Origin of the sequence: Kitasatospora sp. NPDC127060, from assembly GCF_042724935.1 — a bacterium.
Classification (GTDB): domain Bacteria; phylum Actinomycetota; class Actinomycetes; order Streptomycetales; family Streptomycetaceae; genus Kitasatospora.
In genome coordinates, this window is sequence record NZ_JBHXEG010000059.1 from 44,145 (window position 1) to 59,521 (window position 15,377).

14 protein-coding genes are annotated in these 15,377 nt (G+C 72.2%); 12 read left to right on the forward strand and 2 right to left on the reverse strand.

Annotation, left to right across the window (positions count from 1 at the left end; all coding sequences use genetic code 11):
* Positions 1–55: 55 nt before the first annotated feature.
* The 5 genes from ACFWIS_RS28000 to folE all read left to right on the forward strand — a co-directional run bounded on the left by ACFWIS_RS28000 (position 56) and on the right by folE (position 6,272).
* Positions 56–1,240 (forward strand): zinc-dependent metalloprotease, encoded by a 1,185-nt coding sequence (locus tag ACFWIS_RS28000; RefSeq protein WP_380461718.1) that lies wholly within the window; start codon positions 56–58, stop codon positions 1,238–1,240.
* A 288-nt stretch (positions 1,241–1,528) separates the two neighbouring features.
* The gene (tilS, locus tag ACFWIS_RS28005) at positions 1,529–2,656 is read left to right on the forward strand and encodes a tRNA lysidine(34) synthetase TilS (protein ID WP_380461719.1); all 1,128 of its coding nucleotides are present in this window, start codon (positions 1,529–1,531) and stop codon (positions 2,654–2,656) included.
* A 70-nt stretch (positions 2,657–2,726) separates the two neighbouring features.
* Positions 2,727–3,281, forward strand: coding sequence for a hypoxanthine phosphoribosyltransferase (hpt, locus tag ACFWIS_RS28010; RefSeq protein WP_045692298.1), 555 nt, complete (start codon positions 2,727–2,729; stop codon positions 3,279–3,281).
* A 226-nt stretch (positions 3,282–3,507) separates the two neighbouring features.
* Entirely contained in the window at positions 3,508–5,559 is a 2,052-nt protein-coding gene (gene ftsH, locus ACFWIS_RS28015) for an ATP-dependent zinc metalloprotease FtsH (protein WP_380461720.1), read from the forward strand.
* 107 nt (positions 5,560–5,666) lie between these two features.
* Complete coding sequence (folE, locus tag ACFWIS_RS28020; RefSeq protein WP_380461721.1) at positions 5,667–6,272, forward strand: GTP cyclohydrolase I FolE; 606 nt, start codon at positions 5,667–5,669, stop codon at positions 6,270–6,272.
* A 30-nt stretch (positions 6,273–6,302) separates the two neighbouring features.
* Here the strand turns inward: folE and ACFWIS_RS28025 are convergent, their stop codons facing one another.
* On the reverse strand, positions 6,303–7,091 hold the full coding sequence (locus ACFWIS_RS28025; protein WP_380461722.1) for a ferritin-like domain-containing protein: 789 nt from the start codon (positions 7,089–7,091) through the stop codon (positions 6,303–6,305).
* A 117-nt stretch (positions 7,092–7,208) separates the two neighbouring features.
* Positions 7,209–8,360 carry an alpha/beta hydrolase gene (locus tag ACFWIS_RS28030; protein ID WP_380461723.1) on the reverse strand — a complete coding sequence of 384 codons (1,152 nt, stop codon included), beginning with the start codon at positions 8,358–8,360 and terminating at the stop codon, positions 7,209–7,211.
* 378 nt (positions 8,361–8,738) lie between these two features.
* Between ACFWIS_RS28030 and ACFWIS_RS28035 the strand changes: the two genes are divergently transcribed.
* The 7 genes from ACFWIS_RS28035 (at position 8,739) to ACFWIS_RS28065 (ending at position 15,349) form a co-directional block, all read left to right on the forward strand.
* A complete protein-coding gene (locus tag ACFWIS_RS28035) occupies positions 8,739–10,580 on the forward strand; it encodes a phosphatidylglycerol lysyltransferase domain-containing protein (protein ID WP_380461724.1) in 1,842 nt (613 codons plus the stop codon).
* Between the two features lie 67 nt (positions 10,581–10,647).
* Positions 10,648–11,520 carry a dihydropteroate synthase gene (gene folP / locus ACFWIS_RS28040; RefSeq protein WP_380461725.1) on the forward strand — a complete coding sequence of 291 codons (873 nt, stop codon included), beginning with the start codon at positions 10,648–10,650 and terminating at the stop codon, positions 11,518–11,520.
* 61 nt (positions 11,521–11,581) lie between these two features.
* Positions 11,582–12,028 carry a nuclear transport factor 2 family protein gene (locus ACFWIS_RS28045; RefSeq protein WP_380461729.1) on the forward strand — a complete coding sequence of 149 codons (447 nt, stop codon included), beginning with the start codon at positions 11,582–11,584 and terminating at the stop codon, positions 12,026–12,028.
* 247 nt (positions 12,029–12,275) lie between these two features.
* A complete protein-coding gene (gene folB, locus ACFWIS_RS28050; protein WP_030288941.1) occupies positions 12,276–12,635 on the forward strand; it encodes a dihydroneopterin aldolase in 360 nt (119 codons plus the stop codon).
* 43 nt (positions 12,636–12,678) lie between these two features.
* Positions 12,679–13,278 carry a 2-amino-4-hydroxy-6-hydroxymethyldihydropteridine diphosphokinase gene (gene folK, locus ACFWIS_RS28055; RefSeq protein ID WP_380461726.1) on the forward strand — a complete coding sequence of 200 codons (600 nt, stop codon included), beginning with the start codon at positions 12,679–12,681 and terminating at the stop codon, positions 13,276–13,278.
* 240 nt (positions 13,279–13,518) lie between these two features.
* The gene (locus tag ACFWIS_RS28060) at positions 13,519–14,007 is read left to right on the forward strand and encodes a DUF3180 domain-containing protein (RefSeq protein ID WP_380461727.1); all 489 of its coding nucleotides are present in this window, start codon (positions 13,519–13,521) and stop codon (positions 14,005–14,007) included.
* Positions 14,008–14,161: 154 nt separating this feature from the next.
* On the forward strand, positions 14,162–15,349 hold the full coding sequence (locus ACFWIS_RS28065) for a hypothetical protein (RefSeq protein WP_380461728.1): 1,188 nt from the start codon (positions 14,162–14,164) through the stop codon (positions 15,347–15,349).
* Positions 15,350–15,377 lie beyond the last annotated feature (28 nt).

Below are 15,377 nucleotides of genomic sequence, written 5' to 3' on the forward strand. Positions count from 1 at the left end.
CGGTGTTGGGATCCGATGGCTGCCGTCGGTGGTGGTGAGCACGTACGGTGAGGGCATGACGAGCGCGAGTGGCGGGGCTGACATGGTCGACTGGAATCTCGCGGTCGCAACCGCGACCAGGTTGGTGCGGCCGGGGCCGGAGGTGAGCCGGGCGGAGGCGGCGGCGGTCGTCGCCGAGCTGCGCCGGCACGCGCTGGAGGCCGAGGAGCACGTGCGGGCGTTCACCGGGATGCGGTCGAGCAGCCTGGCCGCGGCCACCGCGACGCCGGTGCTGGTGGTGGACCGTCCGGGCTGGGTGCGGGCGAACGTGGCGGGCTTCCGCACCGTGGTCCAGCCGCTGGTGGAGAAGCTCCAGGCGCGGCGGGCGAACAGCGCGACGGCGGGCGTCTTCGGGGCGGTGGGGGAGAAGGCCACCGGGATCGAGGTCGGTGCGCTGCTGGCGTTCCTGGCGACGAAGGTGCTGGGCCAGTACGAGACCTTCGCCCCGGCCGAGCCCTCGCTGGAGGCGCCGGACAGTCCGGCGGCGCTGTTCGACAAGCCGCGGCTGGGCCCGGAGAGCCCGGGCCCGGGCCGACTGCTGCTGGTGGCGCCGAACATCGTGCACGTCGAGCGCGAGCTGGACGTCGACCCGTCCGACTTCCGGCTCTGGGTCTGCCTGCACGAGGAGACCCACCGCACCCAGTTCACCGCGGTGCCCTGGCTGCGCGACCACATCCAGTCCGAGGTGCAGTCCTTCCTGGCCGAGACGGACGTGGACCCGGGCGCGCTGCTGGACCGGCTGCGCGACGCGGCGGGCGTGCTGGGCGGCGGGCTCCCGGGGACGGGCGGCCGGGAGGGCCGGGACGGCGCCCCGGCCGGAACCCTGCTGGAGATCGTCCAGTCGCCCGCGCAGCGCGAGATCCTGGGCCGGCTGACGGCGGTGATGTCGCTGCTGGAGGGCCACGCGGACGTGGTGATGGACGGCGTCGGCCCGGCGGTGGTGCCGACGGTCGCGGAGATCCGGGAGAAGTTCCAGCAGCGCCGCGACCGCGGGGCGAACCGGCTCGACCTGGTGCTGCGCCGGCTGCTCGGCATGGACGCCAAGCTGCGGCAGTACCAGGACGGCGCGGTGTTCGTCCGGGCCGTGGTGGAGCAGGTCGGCATGGAGGGCTTCAACCGGGTGTGGACGTCCCCGAACACCCTGCCGACCAAGGACGAGATCCACGCCCCGGCCGCCTGGGTCGCCCGGGTCGCCCGCTGAGGGACCCCGGGAGCCCGATCGGGCAATCCCGGCGCGCAGTGGGGCCGCCGTCGGTCGGCGGCGGTCAAACCCGCTCGTACGAGTGGTCCAATCGTGCAGAGCGTGGGTGAAGATACGTTTCTCCATTCACCCGAACGTGGGACGGTGGTCGTACCGGTGGCGCGGGTGGCGTAGTGGGTCCCCACTTTCTGCCACCATCTGTGAGCGCCCGGTAACGCGGCGCAATGCTGGTGCGCGGTTCCGGCCGCCCGCCGCAGTCCTGTCCCCTCCGTCGAGGAGTCGTCCGCCGTGGGCCCTCACCCCGCAGTCGCCGCGATACGCCTGGCCGTTCGCCGCACGCTCACCGACCTCGCCGCCGAGGCCGGTACCACCTTCACCGCGCCCGTGCGCGAGCCCCGCGAGCGCCCGGCCGGGGCGCCGCTGGTGGGTGCCGCCGTCGGCACCACCCTGATCGGCAACGCCGCCCGCCACCCCTCCGGGCTGCCCCGCACCCCGGCCGCGCCCGGCTCGCCGCTGGTCCTGGTCGCCGTCAGCGGCGGCGCGGACTCGATGGCGCTGGCCATCGCCACCGCCTTCGAGGCCCCCAAGATCGGCCTGAGGGTCGGTGCCGTCACCGTCGACCACGGCCTCCAGGCCGGCTCCGCCGACCGGGCCGCCCAGGTCGCCGAGCGCCTGCGCTCGCTGGGCCTGGACCCGGTCGAGGCGGTCCCGGTGCTGGTCGGCCGCTCCGGCGGCCCGGAGGCCGCCGCCCGGGACGCCCGCTACGCCGCCCTGGACGAGGCCGCCGAGCGCCACGGCGCGATCGCGGTGCTGCTCGGCCACACCCGGGACGACCAGGCCGAGACGGTGCTGCTGGGTCTGGCCCGCGGCTCCGGCTCCCGCTCGCTGGCCGGGATGCCCGCCCAGAAGGGCCGCTACCGCCGCCCGCTGCTGGAGCTGGACCGGGCGGCCACCCGGCAGGCCTGCTCCGCCCAGGCGATCCCGGTCTGGGACGACCCGCACAACTGTGATCCCGCCTACACCCGCTCCCGGGTCCGCCACGAGGTGCTGCCGGTGCTGGAGAAGCACCTCGGCGGTGGCGTGGTGGAGGCGCTGGCCCGGACCGCCCGGCTGTTCCGCGACGACGCCGACGCCCTCGACCAGTGGGCTTCCTTGGCCGAACGCGACCTCCGTACGGGCGAGGGTGCCCTGGACGCCGTGAAACTGGCCGAACTGCCGTCCGCGGTGCGGCGCCGGGTGCTGCGCCGGGCCGCGCTCCGCGCGGGCTGTCCGGCCGGGGACCTCTTCGCCCGGCACCTGGAGACGGTGGACCTGCTGGTCACCGGATGGCGGGGCCAGGGGCCGCTGCACCTACCCGGGGGCGTCGAGGCCACCCGCAGGTGTGGCACGCTGGTCTTTCGGCGGCAGGGCGACTGAGGGCGAGGCATGTCCCGGGGGAGCCGGCCGCCGGCCACACAGACCCCGAACGTTTGAGGACGTATCCCCGGTGGACCAGAACGACATGGGCGCTGACCTCGCGAAGGTGCTCATCAGCAAGGACGAGATCGACGCCAAGCTCCAGGAGCTGGCCGAGCGTATCGACCGGGACTACGCAGGCAAGGACCTGCTGATCGTCGGCGTCCTCAAGGGGGCCGTGATGGTCATGGCCGATCTCGCCCGGGCCCTGCACTCGCAGGTCACCATGGACTGGATGGCCGTCTCCTCGTACGGCATGGGTACCAAGTCCTCCGGCGTCGTGCGGATCCTGAAGGACCTGGACACCGACATCGCCGGCCGGGACGTCCTGATCGTCGAGGACATCATCGACTCCGGCCTGACGCTGTCCTGGCTGCTGGGCAACCTGGGCTCGCGCGGCCCGGCCTCGCTCGAGGTCTGCACCCTGCTCCGCAAGCCGGACGCGGCCAAGGTCGAGATCGACGTGAAGTACGTCGGGTTCGACATCCCCAACGAGTTCGTGGTCGGCTACGGCCTGGACTACGCGGAGAAGCTGCGTAACCTGCCCTTCATCGGCACCCTCGCTCCGCACGTCTACGGCGGCTGAGGGCCCGTTCGGGCTACGGGTGGGAACAGTAGGCCGTTCCCGCCCGTTGGACCCGGGGGGACAAAGAACGACAGCCGTGTCGCCGTGCTCCCGCCATGGGCGGGTCCGACTGCGGTACGGTCCAATAAACCGCTCTTCACATGAGCATCGACCGGATGCGCCGCGGCCCACAGCCGGCCGGCGCCGCTGAGTGGCAGGAGGGACGGGGCGGCAACGCCCCGCATGGATGGACGTCAAGCGATACTTCCGTGCGCCGATCATGTGGATCGTGCTGGCCGTCCTCGCCGTCATCGTACTGATGCAGGTCGTTTCGGACTCGAACGGCTACAAGACGGTCGACACCGGTCAAGTTGTCGCGGCGATCGACGCGCACAACGTCAAGTCGGCGCAGATCACCACCGGTGACTCGAACACGATCAAGATCCAGTTGAAGGACGGCGCTACGCTGTCCCCGGCCGGTACGGGCAAGGCCCCTTCCGGCACCAAGTTCCAGGCCTCGTACATCGGTGACCAGGGCGTCGCGATCGCCGACAAGCTGCAGTCGCAGATGAACGACAAGAGCAGTTCGCTCACCGAGGGCTACACCGTCAGCCCGGAGAAGCAGAGCACCTTCGTCAGCCTGCTGCTGTCGATGCTGCCGATCGTGATCATCGTCCTGGTCTTCCTGTTCCTGATGAACCAGATGCAGGGCGGCGGCTCCAGGGTCATGCAGTTCGGCAAGTCCAAGGCCAAGCTGCTGACCAAGGACACCCCGAAGACCACCTTCGCCGACGTCGCCGGCGCGGACGAGGCGGTCGAGGAGCTCCACGAGATCAAGGAGTTCCTGCAGGAGCCGGCCAAGTTCCAGGCGGTCGGCGCCAAGATCCCCAAGGGTGTGCTGCTCTACGGCCCGCCCGGTACCGGCAAGACCCTGCTGGCGCGTGCCGTCGCGGGCGAGGCCGGGGTGCCGTTCTACTCGATCTCCGGTTCCGACTTCGTCGAGATGTTCGTCGGCGTCGGCGCCAGCCGCGTCCGCGACCTGTTCGAGCAGGCCAAGGCGAACGCCCCGGCGATCATCTTCGTCGACGAGATCGACGCCGTCGGCCGGCACCGCGGTGCGGGCCTCGGCGGTGGCCACGACGAGCGCGAGCAGACCCTCAACCAGCTGCTGGTCGAGATGGACGGCTTCGACGTCAAGGGCGGCGTGATCCTGATCGCGGCGACCAACCGCCCCGACATCCTGGACCCGGCGCTGCTGCGCCCGGGCCGCTTCGACCGCCAGATCGCGGTGGAGCGCCCCGACCTCCAGGGCCGTCTGGACATCCTCAAGGTGCACCAGAAGGGCAAGCCGATCGCGCCCGACGTCGACATGTCGGCCGTCGCCAAGCGCACCCCCGGCTTCACCGGCGCGGACCTGTCGAACGTCCTCAACGAGGCCGCGCTGCTGACCGCCCGCTCGGACAAGAAGCTGATCGACAACGGCATCCTGGACGAGGCGATCGACCGCGTCGTGGCCGGTCCGCAGAAGCGCACGCGGATCATGTCCGACAAGGAGAAGAAGATCACCGCGTACCACGAGGGCGGTCACGCCCTGGTCGCGGCGGCCTGCCAGTACAGCGACCCGGTGCACAAGATCACCATCCTGTCCCGCGGTCGGGCCCTCGGCTACACCATGGTGCTGCCGGAGGAGGACAAGTACTCCACCACCCGCAACGAGATGCTCGACCAGCTGGCTTACATGCTGGGCGGGCGTGCGGCGGAGGAGCTGGTCTTCCACGACCCGACCACCGGTGCCTCGAACGACATCGAGAAGGCCACCGCCACGGCGCGGGCCATGGTCACCCAGTACGGCATGACCGAGCGCCTGGGTGCGATCAAGTTCGGCAACGACAACTCGGAGCCCTTCCTGGGCCGCGAGATGGGCCACCAGCGCGACTACTCGGAAGAGGTCGCCGGGCTGGTCGACGAAGAGGTCAAGAAGCTCATCGAGAGCGCGCACAACGAGGCCTGGGAGATCCTGGTCGAGAACCGTGACGTGCTCGACAACCTGGTTCTGGAACTCCTGGAGAAGGAGACCCTGAACAAGGAGCAGATCGCCGAGATCTTCGCCCCGATCGTCAAGCGCCCGGCCCGGCCGGCCTGGACGGGCTCCGCCCGCCGCACGCCGTCCACCCGGCCGCCGGTGCAGTCGCCGAAGGAGCTGGCGCTCACCAACGGCGCCGCCGCCTCGGACACCGCGCCGGTCGACATCGTGAAGCTCCCGCCGCTGCCGGCCACCGAGCCGCCGACCGAGAGCTGATTTCGGCCACCGTAGGGAATGGATGCCGCGTCACCAGGGTTTGTACCCTGGAGGCGCGGCATCCGTGCTGTTCAGCCAGAGTCTTCCCACGAGTAAGCGAGGCCCGCATGATCGACCCGGTGACGCTCGACGGTCCGCCCGCCGTCGGTGCCTTCGACCAGAAGCGGGCCGAGAACGCCATCCGCGAGCTGCTCCTCGCCGTCGGGGAGGACCCGGACCGCGAGGGCCTGTTGGAGACGCCGGCCCGGGTCGCGCGGGCCTACAAGGAGATATTCGCGGGCCTGTGGCAGGAGCCCGAGGAGGTCCTGACCACCACCTTCGACCTCGGCCACGACGAGATGGTGCTGGTCAAGGACATCGAGCTGACCTCGGTCTGCGAGCACCACCTGGTGCCGTTCCGCGGCGTGGCGCACGTCGGGTACATCCCGTCCACCAGCGGCAAGATCACCGGGCTGTCCAAGCTCGCCCGGCTGGTCGACGTCTACGCCCGCCGCCCCCAGGTGCAGGAACGGCTGACCAGCCAGGTGGCCGACGCGCTGATGCGGATCCTGGAACCGCGCGGGGCGATCGTCGTGGTCGAGTGCGAGCACATGTGCATGTCGATGCGCGGCATCCGCAAGCCCGGGGCCAAGACCATCACCTCCTGCGTCCGCGGCCAGCTGCGCGACCCGGCCACCCGGGCCGAGGCGATGAGCCTCATCATCGGTCGATAGGGCGGGACCGGACCGCGGTCCGGCGACGACTCAGGGCACCTCGGGCTCCGCATGCGGCGGAGCCGGGGTGCCCAGTGCGTTGCGGCGCTCCGGCATCCGCAGCGTGACCATCCGGCGCCAGCCGAAGGCCCGGTCGTACAGGTAGAGCGCGTGCACCCCGAGGGTGACGACGGTCAGCCGCCAGCGCGACCAGCGCAGGATCCGGGCCATCCGGGCGGTGACGGCCAGCCCGACGTCCCGGTGGGTGCGGATCTCGCCGCGGGCACTGGTCTCCAGGACGTGCCGGATGTACGGGCCGTGGCCCTCGGCGCTCAGCCGCAGCAGCTCCTCGTGGCAGTACGCGAGGTGGTTGTCCTCGTCGGCGGAGATCATCCGCATCGCCCGGCCCAGCTCGGGGTTGTCCTCGTACACCCGGACCAGCTGGCGCATCTGCTCGGCCGCGCGCTGCTCGGTGACCCGGCTGTGCGCGAGGTAGGTGATGATCTCGCGGTCGGTCAGCGGGGCGTCGCTGTTCAGCCGTTCGTGGGAGAGGCCGACGCCCAGGCGCTCCAGCAGCATGCAGTAGTCGGCGTCGTCCGGGACGGGCACCTTGGACAGGCCGCGCTTGTGCAGCAGCTGGTTGAAGATCCGGCCGTGCTTGCGCTCGTCCGCGCCGTGCCGGGCGATCTTCGGGGCGAGCACCGGATCCCGGGTGAGGGCGGTGATCCGCTCGTTCTCCCAGCCGCCCTGGTCCTCCCCGTCGGCCGCGATGCTGCAGAACAGCTGGTACGCCTGGTCGTTCCGGTAGATCTCGTCGAACAGCGATCTGGTACTCAGCACGGCGCCTCCTGCGCGGATCCGGGGCGACCGCCCGCCCGGGGTCGGACGGGCGGTCGCGATACGTCCCCCCGAGTCGCCGGCCGGGCGGGCCGACCGGCGGGTAGTCACTCGTCCGCGCTAACCGAGGTGGGAGCCCAGCCATTCGAGCGAGGCGGGCAGCTCCCTGGTCCAGCTGTCGAAGTTGTGCCCGCCGTCGTCCAGGTACAGCGACTCCACCTTGAACTGCGGGTTGGCGGCCGCGACCTGGGTGGCCTGGTCGACGAACTGGACGGTCTGCGGGTAGTCCCCCTCCTTGCGGGTGGAGACCACCAGCAGGTTGAGCCGCGGGGCCGGGAGGTTCTGCAGCCGCCAGCCGAGGTCGTGCTGCTGGGCCAGCGCCTTGTCACCGTTGAAGAGGTCGCCGCCGGTGTACTGGTCCTGGCGCACCGAGAAGTCGCCGTGCAGGCCGACCGCGTTGCCGTAGACGTTCGGGAAGCGCATCGACAGGCGCATCGCGCAGCTGCCGCCGGTGGAGTAGCCGAACACGCCCCAGGAGCCGGCCGAGCGGCCGAGCCGGTAGGCGCTGTGCAGCGCCTCGGGCAGGTCCTTGACGAACCAGGTCTCGGTGCGCGGCCCGCCGGGAACGTCCACGCACTCGGTGTCCCGGGACGGGGTGACCGCCGGGCGGGCCATCACCAGGACGGTCGGCGGCATCTTGCCGGAGCGCTGCAGCTCGATCGCGGTCTGCAGCAGCGGCAGCTCCTTCATCAGGTTCAGGGTGGTGCCCGGGAACCCGGCGAGGGCCACCACGGCCGGGAAGCGGACCAGGGCGAACTTCGGGTCGAAGTACTCGGGCGGCAGGTAGACGAACATCTGGTCGGAGAAGCCGGTGTCCTTGCCGTTGACCCGGACCGACTCGACCTTGCCGACCTCCTCCGGCGTGCCCTTGGGCAGGTTGGAGACCCCCTCCAGGCCGCCCTCGTTGGTCGGCTGGACCAGCTGCTCGGAGACCGGGGTGCCGTTGTGGTTCTCGTTGCCGGCCAGCGCGAGCTTGGCGCCGCCGGGGTTGAGCAGGTCGTCCCAGGAGGTGTAGAACCCGAAGGAGTTGTTCACCGACAGCGCCAGCACCGCGAGGATCGAGACTTGAACGACTGTCAGCAGGCCGATCCGGCCGAGTACCGGCAGCGGGCGCTGCCGGGCCAGCCGGGGCCAGATCCACAAGGTGGTGACCAGGGCCGCCGCTCCCAGGGCGAGCAGCGAGTTCACCAGCACGTCGCTGGTCAGTTCCATGCGGTCGGCCTTCCGGTGGGACGCTGTCGATGCAGGCTTCATCGTCTGGCGGGGCGTCAGACCGGGCCACCGCAGCTAGGCTGTCCGGGCACCCCGGCGGCGTCGGGAGGGTGGGGGGAGGTCCGGGGCAACCGGCGCCCTAGAATGCGGCGTCCACCGTACGTACCACGTGCCGGAGGGCCCTGTGCCGCCACGCGGCGGCGGGCCCACGGCTTCCACCCCGGCTCAACCCGCAGCGCGCCCACGGCACCGGATTACCGTCCGTTTCCGGATCCTTGGTATGCGCATTGCCTGATGAAGGAATAGGCATGAAGGTCCATCACACGTGCTCCCCCGGAGTGAACGGACACCGCCCCGCAGCCTCTACGCTGAGCTTCCATGAGCGTTCCCGTGTCCGTTGAGCCGAGCCCCGAGCAGCCGCCGCGCCGTCGGCGCGGTCTGCAGACGCTGCGCAACCAGGCGGCCACCGTCCCGAGGGCCTGGCTCCCCGGCGCGGTCGGCTACGCCTGTCTGCTGATCGGGCTGGTGGACATCGCGAGCGCGGTGTTCCCCAAGCTCCGGCACACCAAGATGCACACCTTCGCCGGGCAGCTGCCGGGCGGCACCACCAGCCTGGCCGCGGTGGGCACGCTGATGGTCGGCATCCTGCTGGTGCCGCTGGCGCACGCTCTTCGCCGGCGCAAGCGGCGGGCCTGGCGCGCGGTCTGCGTGCTGCTGCCGCTCAGCGCCGCGCTGCACATCGTGCGCTGGCACCAGATCGGCCCCGCGGTCGTCTCGCTGGTGGTGCTCGCCGTGATGCTGGTGCACCAGCGCGAGTTCTACGCCAAGGCCGACCCGCGCACCCGCTGGGGCGCGGTGGTCAACCTGGTCGTGATGGGTACCTTCAGCGTGCTGCTCGGTCTGCTGATCGTGAGCACCCGCACCCGGTACGAGCTCGGCCACCCCGGGCTGTCCGAGCGGCTGCAGCACGTCGGGTACGGGCTGTTCGGCTTCGAGGGCCCCGTCCGCTACACCAACGAGCGGATGTCCGACCTGGTCGCCTACCTGCTCGGCGGCCTCGGCCTGCTGACCGCCTTCACCACCGCCTACCTGGCGCTGCGCCCGGGCAAGCCGAAGCCGGAGCTCACCGCCGAGGACGAGGAGAAGGTCCGCGAGCTGCTCAAGCGGCACGGCGAGCGCGACTCGCTCGGCTACTTCGCGCTGCGCCGCGACAAGAGCGTGCTGTTCTCGCCCACCGGCAAGGCCGCCATCTCCTACCGGGTGGTCTCCGGCGTGATGCTCGCCTCCGGTGACCCGGTCGGCGACGTCGAGGCCTGGCCGGGCGCGATCAAGGTGTTCATGGCCGAGGCCCGCGAGCACGCCTGGGTGCCGGCCGTGATGGGCTGCAGCGAGGTCGGCGGCGAGGTCTGGACCCGTGAGGCGGGCCTGGACGCGCTGGAGCTGGGCGACGAGGCGATCGTCGACACCGGTGCCTTCTCGCTCTCCGGCCGGGCCATGCGCAACGTGCGCCAGATGGTCAAGCGGATCGAGCGCAACGGCTACTCCTGCAAGGTGCGCCGGGTCTCCGACCTCACCGCCGAGGAGAAGTACCGGATCGCCGACGCCGCCGCCCGCTGGCGCGGCACCGACACCGAGCGCGGCTTCTCGATGGCCCTGGGCCGCTTCGGTGACCCGCTGGACGACGACTGCGTGGTGGTCACCGCCCACAAGGCCCCGGAGGAGGGGGAGAGCGGCGACGACCTGAAGGCCGTGCTGCACTTCGTGCCCTGGGGGCCGGACGGCATCTCGCTGGAGCTGATGCGCCGCGACCGTGCCGCCGACCCGGGCCTGAACGAGCTGCTGATCGTCGCCGCGTTGCAGGAGGTGGGTGCCCTGGGCATCCGCCGGGTGTCGCTCAACTTCGCGATGTTCCGCTCGGCGCTGGCCCGCGGCGAGCGGATCGGCGCCGGCCCGGTGCTGCGGGCCTGGCGCGGACTGCTGGTGTTCCTGTCGCGCTGGTTCCAGATCGAGTCGCTGTACAAGTTCAACGCCAAGTTCCAGCCCGAGTGGGAGCCGCGCTTCCTGGTCTTCCCGAGCACCCGGGACCTGCCGCGGATCGGCTTCGCCGCGATGCAGGCGGAGGCCTTCATCACCCTGGGCATGCCGCGCTTCGGCCGCAAGCGCCAGCGTCAGGGCCTGATGCCCGTCCCGTCGACCCGCGAGGTCGGCGAGGCCGCCTGAGGCACCTCGTACCGTCCGGGGCCCCCGCCGAGAATCCTCGGCGGGGGCCCCGTTCGATAATGGGGGCATGAGCAACTCGCCGTCCTTCTCGCTGCCGGCCGGACTACCGCGGCTCGACCGCTGCGCCGTGATGGGCGTGGTCAACGTCACGCCGGACTCCTTCTCGGACGGCGGGCTGTGGTCGGACCCCGCCAAGGCGATCGCCCACGGGCTGGCGCTGCGGGCCCGCGGCGCGGACCTGGTGGACGTCGGTGGCGAGTCCACCCGGCCCGGCTCGGCGCGGGTGCCCGAGGAGGAGGAGCTGCGCCGGGTGCTGCCGGTGGTGCGCGAGCTGGCCGACGCCGGGGTGCTGGTGTCCGTCGACACCATGCGGGCCTCGGTCGCCGAGCGGGCCGTGGAGGCCGGCGCCGCGATCGTCAACGACGTCTCCGGCGGCCTCGCCGACCCGGCGATGGCCCGGGTGGTCGCCGAGACCGGCGCGCCCTTCGTGGTCATGCACTGGCGCGGGCAGTCCGCCGACATGGACCGGCTGGCCGTCTACCAGGACGTCGTACGGGACGTGGTCGCCGAGCTGACCGCGCGGATGGAGGCGCTGCTGGCCGCCGGGGTCAAGGAGGACCAGTTGATCCTCGACCCCGGGCTCGGCTTCGCCAAGACCCCCGAGCACAACTGGGCGCTGCTGGGCCGGCTGGACGCGCTCACCGCGCTCGGCCGTCCCGTCCTCGTCGCGGCTTCGCGCAAGCGGTTCCTGGGTACGCTGCTCGCCGACCCGGGAACCGGGGAACTGCGCCCGGCCCGGCAGCGGGACGACGCGACGGCCGCGGTCTCGGTGCTGTCGGCCCGGGCCGGAGCCTGGGCGGTACGGGTGCACGACGTGTCCGGTACGGCGGACGCCGTCCGCGTGGTCGCGGCCTGGCAGCGCGCGGCGCGGCTGGGGTGAGGGAGGGTCTGTGACAGGTGACGGCAGGTTGAGCGGCGGGACGGCCGGGAAGGCCCGGGAGATGGACCTGGAGGCGGTGCTCGCGGCGAACCGGGCGTTCTACGAGGCGCTGGAGCGGGGCGACCTCGAGGCGGTCGAGGAGGCCTGGCTGGGGCCGGAGCACGCCGACGACAAGGGCGGCGTGGTCTGCGTGCACCCCGGCTGGCCGGTGCTGCGCGGGCGGGCGCAGGTGACCCGCTCGTACATGCTGATCATGATGAACACGGAGTACATCCAGTTCTTCCTGACCGATGTCGAGGCCGAGGTCCACGGAGATGTGGCCCTTGTCACGTGCACCGAGAACATCCTCTCCGGCGGTGAGGCGGAGGAGGAGGGGGAACTCGGGCCGCTGGTCGGCGGAAAGGTCGTGTCGAGCAATCTGTTCCGTCGCACCCCGGCCGGGTGGAAGCTCTGGTCGCACCACGGTTCACCCGTTCTGACCAGCGGGGACGAGGACGACGAGGACTGATTCCGGGGGCCGCGGGAAATCGGCGCCGGGTGGTTGCCGGGGAATTTCCGGGTGGTCACCGAACGTTCACGTCAATCGCCATTCCGGTGCGCGTGGCGACGGTTCGTGCCGGGTAGGACGGTCAGGCGTTGTCCGCGCTCGCGGGTAGATTCGAAACGGAGTGGCGGGCGTGCTGCCCGCCTTCGCCCTGCCCGTCCATGCCTTTTCCCGGGTGGGGCCCGTCCGACTGGGAGCAGTGATTCGTTTGCTGGACCGCGTCACCCTGCGGGGGCTGCGAGCCCGGGGTCACCACGGCGTCTTCGAGCGCGAGCGCGTCGAGGGCCAGACCTTCGTGGTCGATCTCGTGCTGTACCTGGACACCCGCCCCGCCGCGTCCGGAGACGACCTCACCCGCACGGCGCACTACGGCATCGTGGCCGAGGAGGTCACCGCGATCATCGCCGGGGAACCGGTCGACCTGATCGAGACCCTGGCGCAGCGGATCGCCGACCAGTGCCTGAAGCACGACGCGGTCGAGGAGGTCGAGGTCACCGTGCACAAGCCGGACGCCCCGATCACCGTGCCGTTCGACGACGTGACCGTGACCATCCACCGGGGCCGCGCATGACCCCCACCGCGCGCCTGGTTTCCGATGCAGAGGGATTTCTTCGATGAACAGCAGTGACCCGATCGCCGAGCCGAACGCGTTCGACCTGGAGAGCCGGGTGGACTCCGCCGACACCACGCTGCACAGCCAGCGCTGTGCGGTGATCGCGCTCGGCAGCAATCTGGGCAACCGGCTGGACACCCTGCAGGGTGCCGTCGACGCCCTGGCCGACACTCCGGGGCTGAGGATCAAGGCCGTTTCGGCGATCTACGAGACCGCGGCCGTCGGCGGCCCGGAGGAACAGCCCAACTACTACAACGCGGTCGTGGTGCTGCGCACCTCGCTGCCCCCGCGGGACCTGCTGGAGCGCGGCAACGCGATCGAGGACGCCTTCGGGCGGGTGCGGGAGGTCCGCTGGGGCCCGCGCACCCTGGACGTCGACATCCTGGCGTACGAGGGCGTCGTCAGCGAGGACCCGCAGCTGCTGCTGCCGCACCCGCGCTCGCACGAGCGGGCCTTCGTGCTCGCCCCCTGGCTGGACGCCCAGCCGGAGGCCGAGGTGCCCGGGCACGGGCAGGTCGGCGCGTTGCTGGAGGCCCTCGGCGGCCCGGACGCGCAGGGCGTGAAGCGGCGCGACGACATCCGGCTGACGCTGCCGGAGTAGCACCGTGCGGGACCGGCCGGCGGCCCGGTCGGTCGGGTCCACCGGGTCGGCCGGGGAACTCGGCCACCGGGCCCGGTCGTACGAGTGGATGTCCGCCCGTCCCGTCCCGGTACGGTGGCCTGACGCCGTCGTACCGGGCCACCGGGCGGGCGGCCCGCTCTAGGTCCTGTCCGGCCGATCTTGCCGGGCCGCCAAGATCGGCCGGACAGGACCTGATACCCCTGGAAGGACCACCTCCGAGTGAAGCTGCTTCGCCTCCGCCTGCTGATCGGCATCACCGCCGCGACGACGGCGCTGTCCTGGGCCGGCTCCAAGCTGTGGGCCTCCCTGGACACGCTGCCGGCCGTGCCGGCGGCCGCGCCCGTGGTGCTGGCGGCGGTCGCGGTGATCCTGCTGGCGACCGCGCTCTCGCTGCGGTCCCGGCTCAAGGCGGTGCGCGATCGGCAGCCCGGCGCGAAGCGGGTCGACCCGCTGCTGGCGGCCCGGGCGGTGGTGCTCGGGCAGGCCAGCGCGCTGGTCTCCTCGGTGGTCACCGGCATCTACGCCGGCGCCGGGATCTTCCTGCTCGGCGAGCTGGACGTGTCGGCCCGCAAGGACCAGGCGGTGACCGCCGGGCTCTCGGTGCTCGCCGGGGCCGCGGTGATCGCGGCGGCGCTCTGGCTCCAGCACGTGTGCAAGCTGCCGGAGAACCACGACGATCCGAGCGGTTCGGCGGCCTCGCCCCGCTGACGGAACGGCCGGATCCCGACGGACCTCGCTGAGCAGGCCTTTTTTCGTGATCTTGAGTGAAAAGCCGGGCACGTGCGGTAAAAACTGCGCACTGTCAAGGGTGAAGGGGGACCCTGGGCTGACACGGCCCCAATTCGCACGCTAGTTTCTTGGCATGTCTCGCGGACGCCACCGTCATTCCTCCGTCCTCGGCCGGGTCTTTCCCCCCACCGCCGCCGGCGTACTGCTGGTCGCCGCACTGGCCGCTCTGCTCTTCAGTCAGGACACCGTCCTGGTGCGCTCGGTGGGCATCGCCGCACTGATCGCCACGCTCGGCTTCGCGGTGCTGCTGCGCCAGCGCGACAAGGCGGCCCGGGCGGCCGCCGAGGTGTCCGCGGCGCAGCGGTTGCGGGCCGAGGAGCGGTTCGAGGAGCAGCTGGCCGAGGCCGAGTACGCGGCGGAGGTCGCCGAGGAGCGGGCCACCCGGTTCGGGCGGCGGCTGACGGCGGAGAAGTCGCGGCTGGCGAAGGCCGAGACCGAGATCGCCCGGCTGCTGCGGGAGCGGGCCGTGGCGGTGGCCGAGCAGGCGCTCAAGGAGGCCGAGGCGGCCCAGCGGGCGCTCGCCGCGAGCCGCCCCAAGTACCCGGCCAGCCCGGCCGCGTTCGTCCGCGCCGCGTCCGTGCTGCGGCTGCTGGAGCGGCGCGCCGCCGAGCAGGAGGCGCGGCGGGAGCGTACGGCGGGGGCGGAGGTCGCGCTGCGGGCGCGCACTGCCCCGGTCGAGGCCACGTCGGCCGCGGCCCCGGTGGCCGGGTCGGTCTCCGTGCCCGCCCCGGTCGCGCCCTCGGTGCCCACCCCGGCGCAGGCGCCGGCGGACCGTGCGCCGGTGCGGGCCACGCCGCTGCGCCCGGCGCTGACCGCGACGGTCGGTCAGCTGGGCGGGGCGCCCGGTGCTCCGGCCGTCGCGCCGGTGCCGGCTCCGGCTGAGCGGCAGCGTCCGCGGCCGGCGCAGTCCGGGCAGGCGCGCGGGCACGGCTTCAGCTTCTTCGGCCGGGGTACGGGCGCGGCGGTCCGGCCGGCCGCTCCGGCGCCGGCGGTGGGCAGCGTCGCCGAGCTCGGGGAGCGCGCGGACCTGGCGGACGTGGTGGGTGACGAGGCGGTCGCCGCGAAGGCCCGGGCCGAGGCGCAGGAGGCGCAGGAGGCGCGGGAGGCGCGGGAGGCGCGGGAGGCCGGAGCGGGCGTGCGGCCGGAGCAGCGGCCGGTCCGCGCCGGGGACGCCGAGCCGGGCGAGCCGACCGTGGTGGACCTGACGCCCGAGGACGAGACCGAGCTGATCGAACTGCCGGAGCTGCGCGCCTCGCGCTGAGCGGCCCGGAACGCCGAGGGGCGGGAAG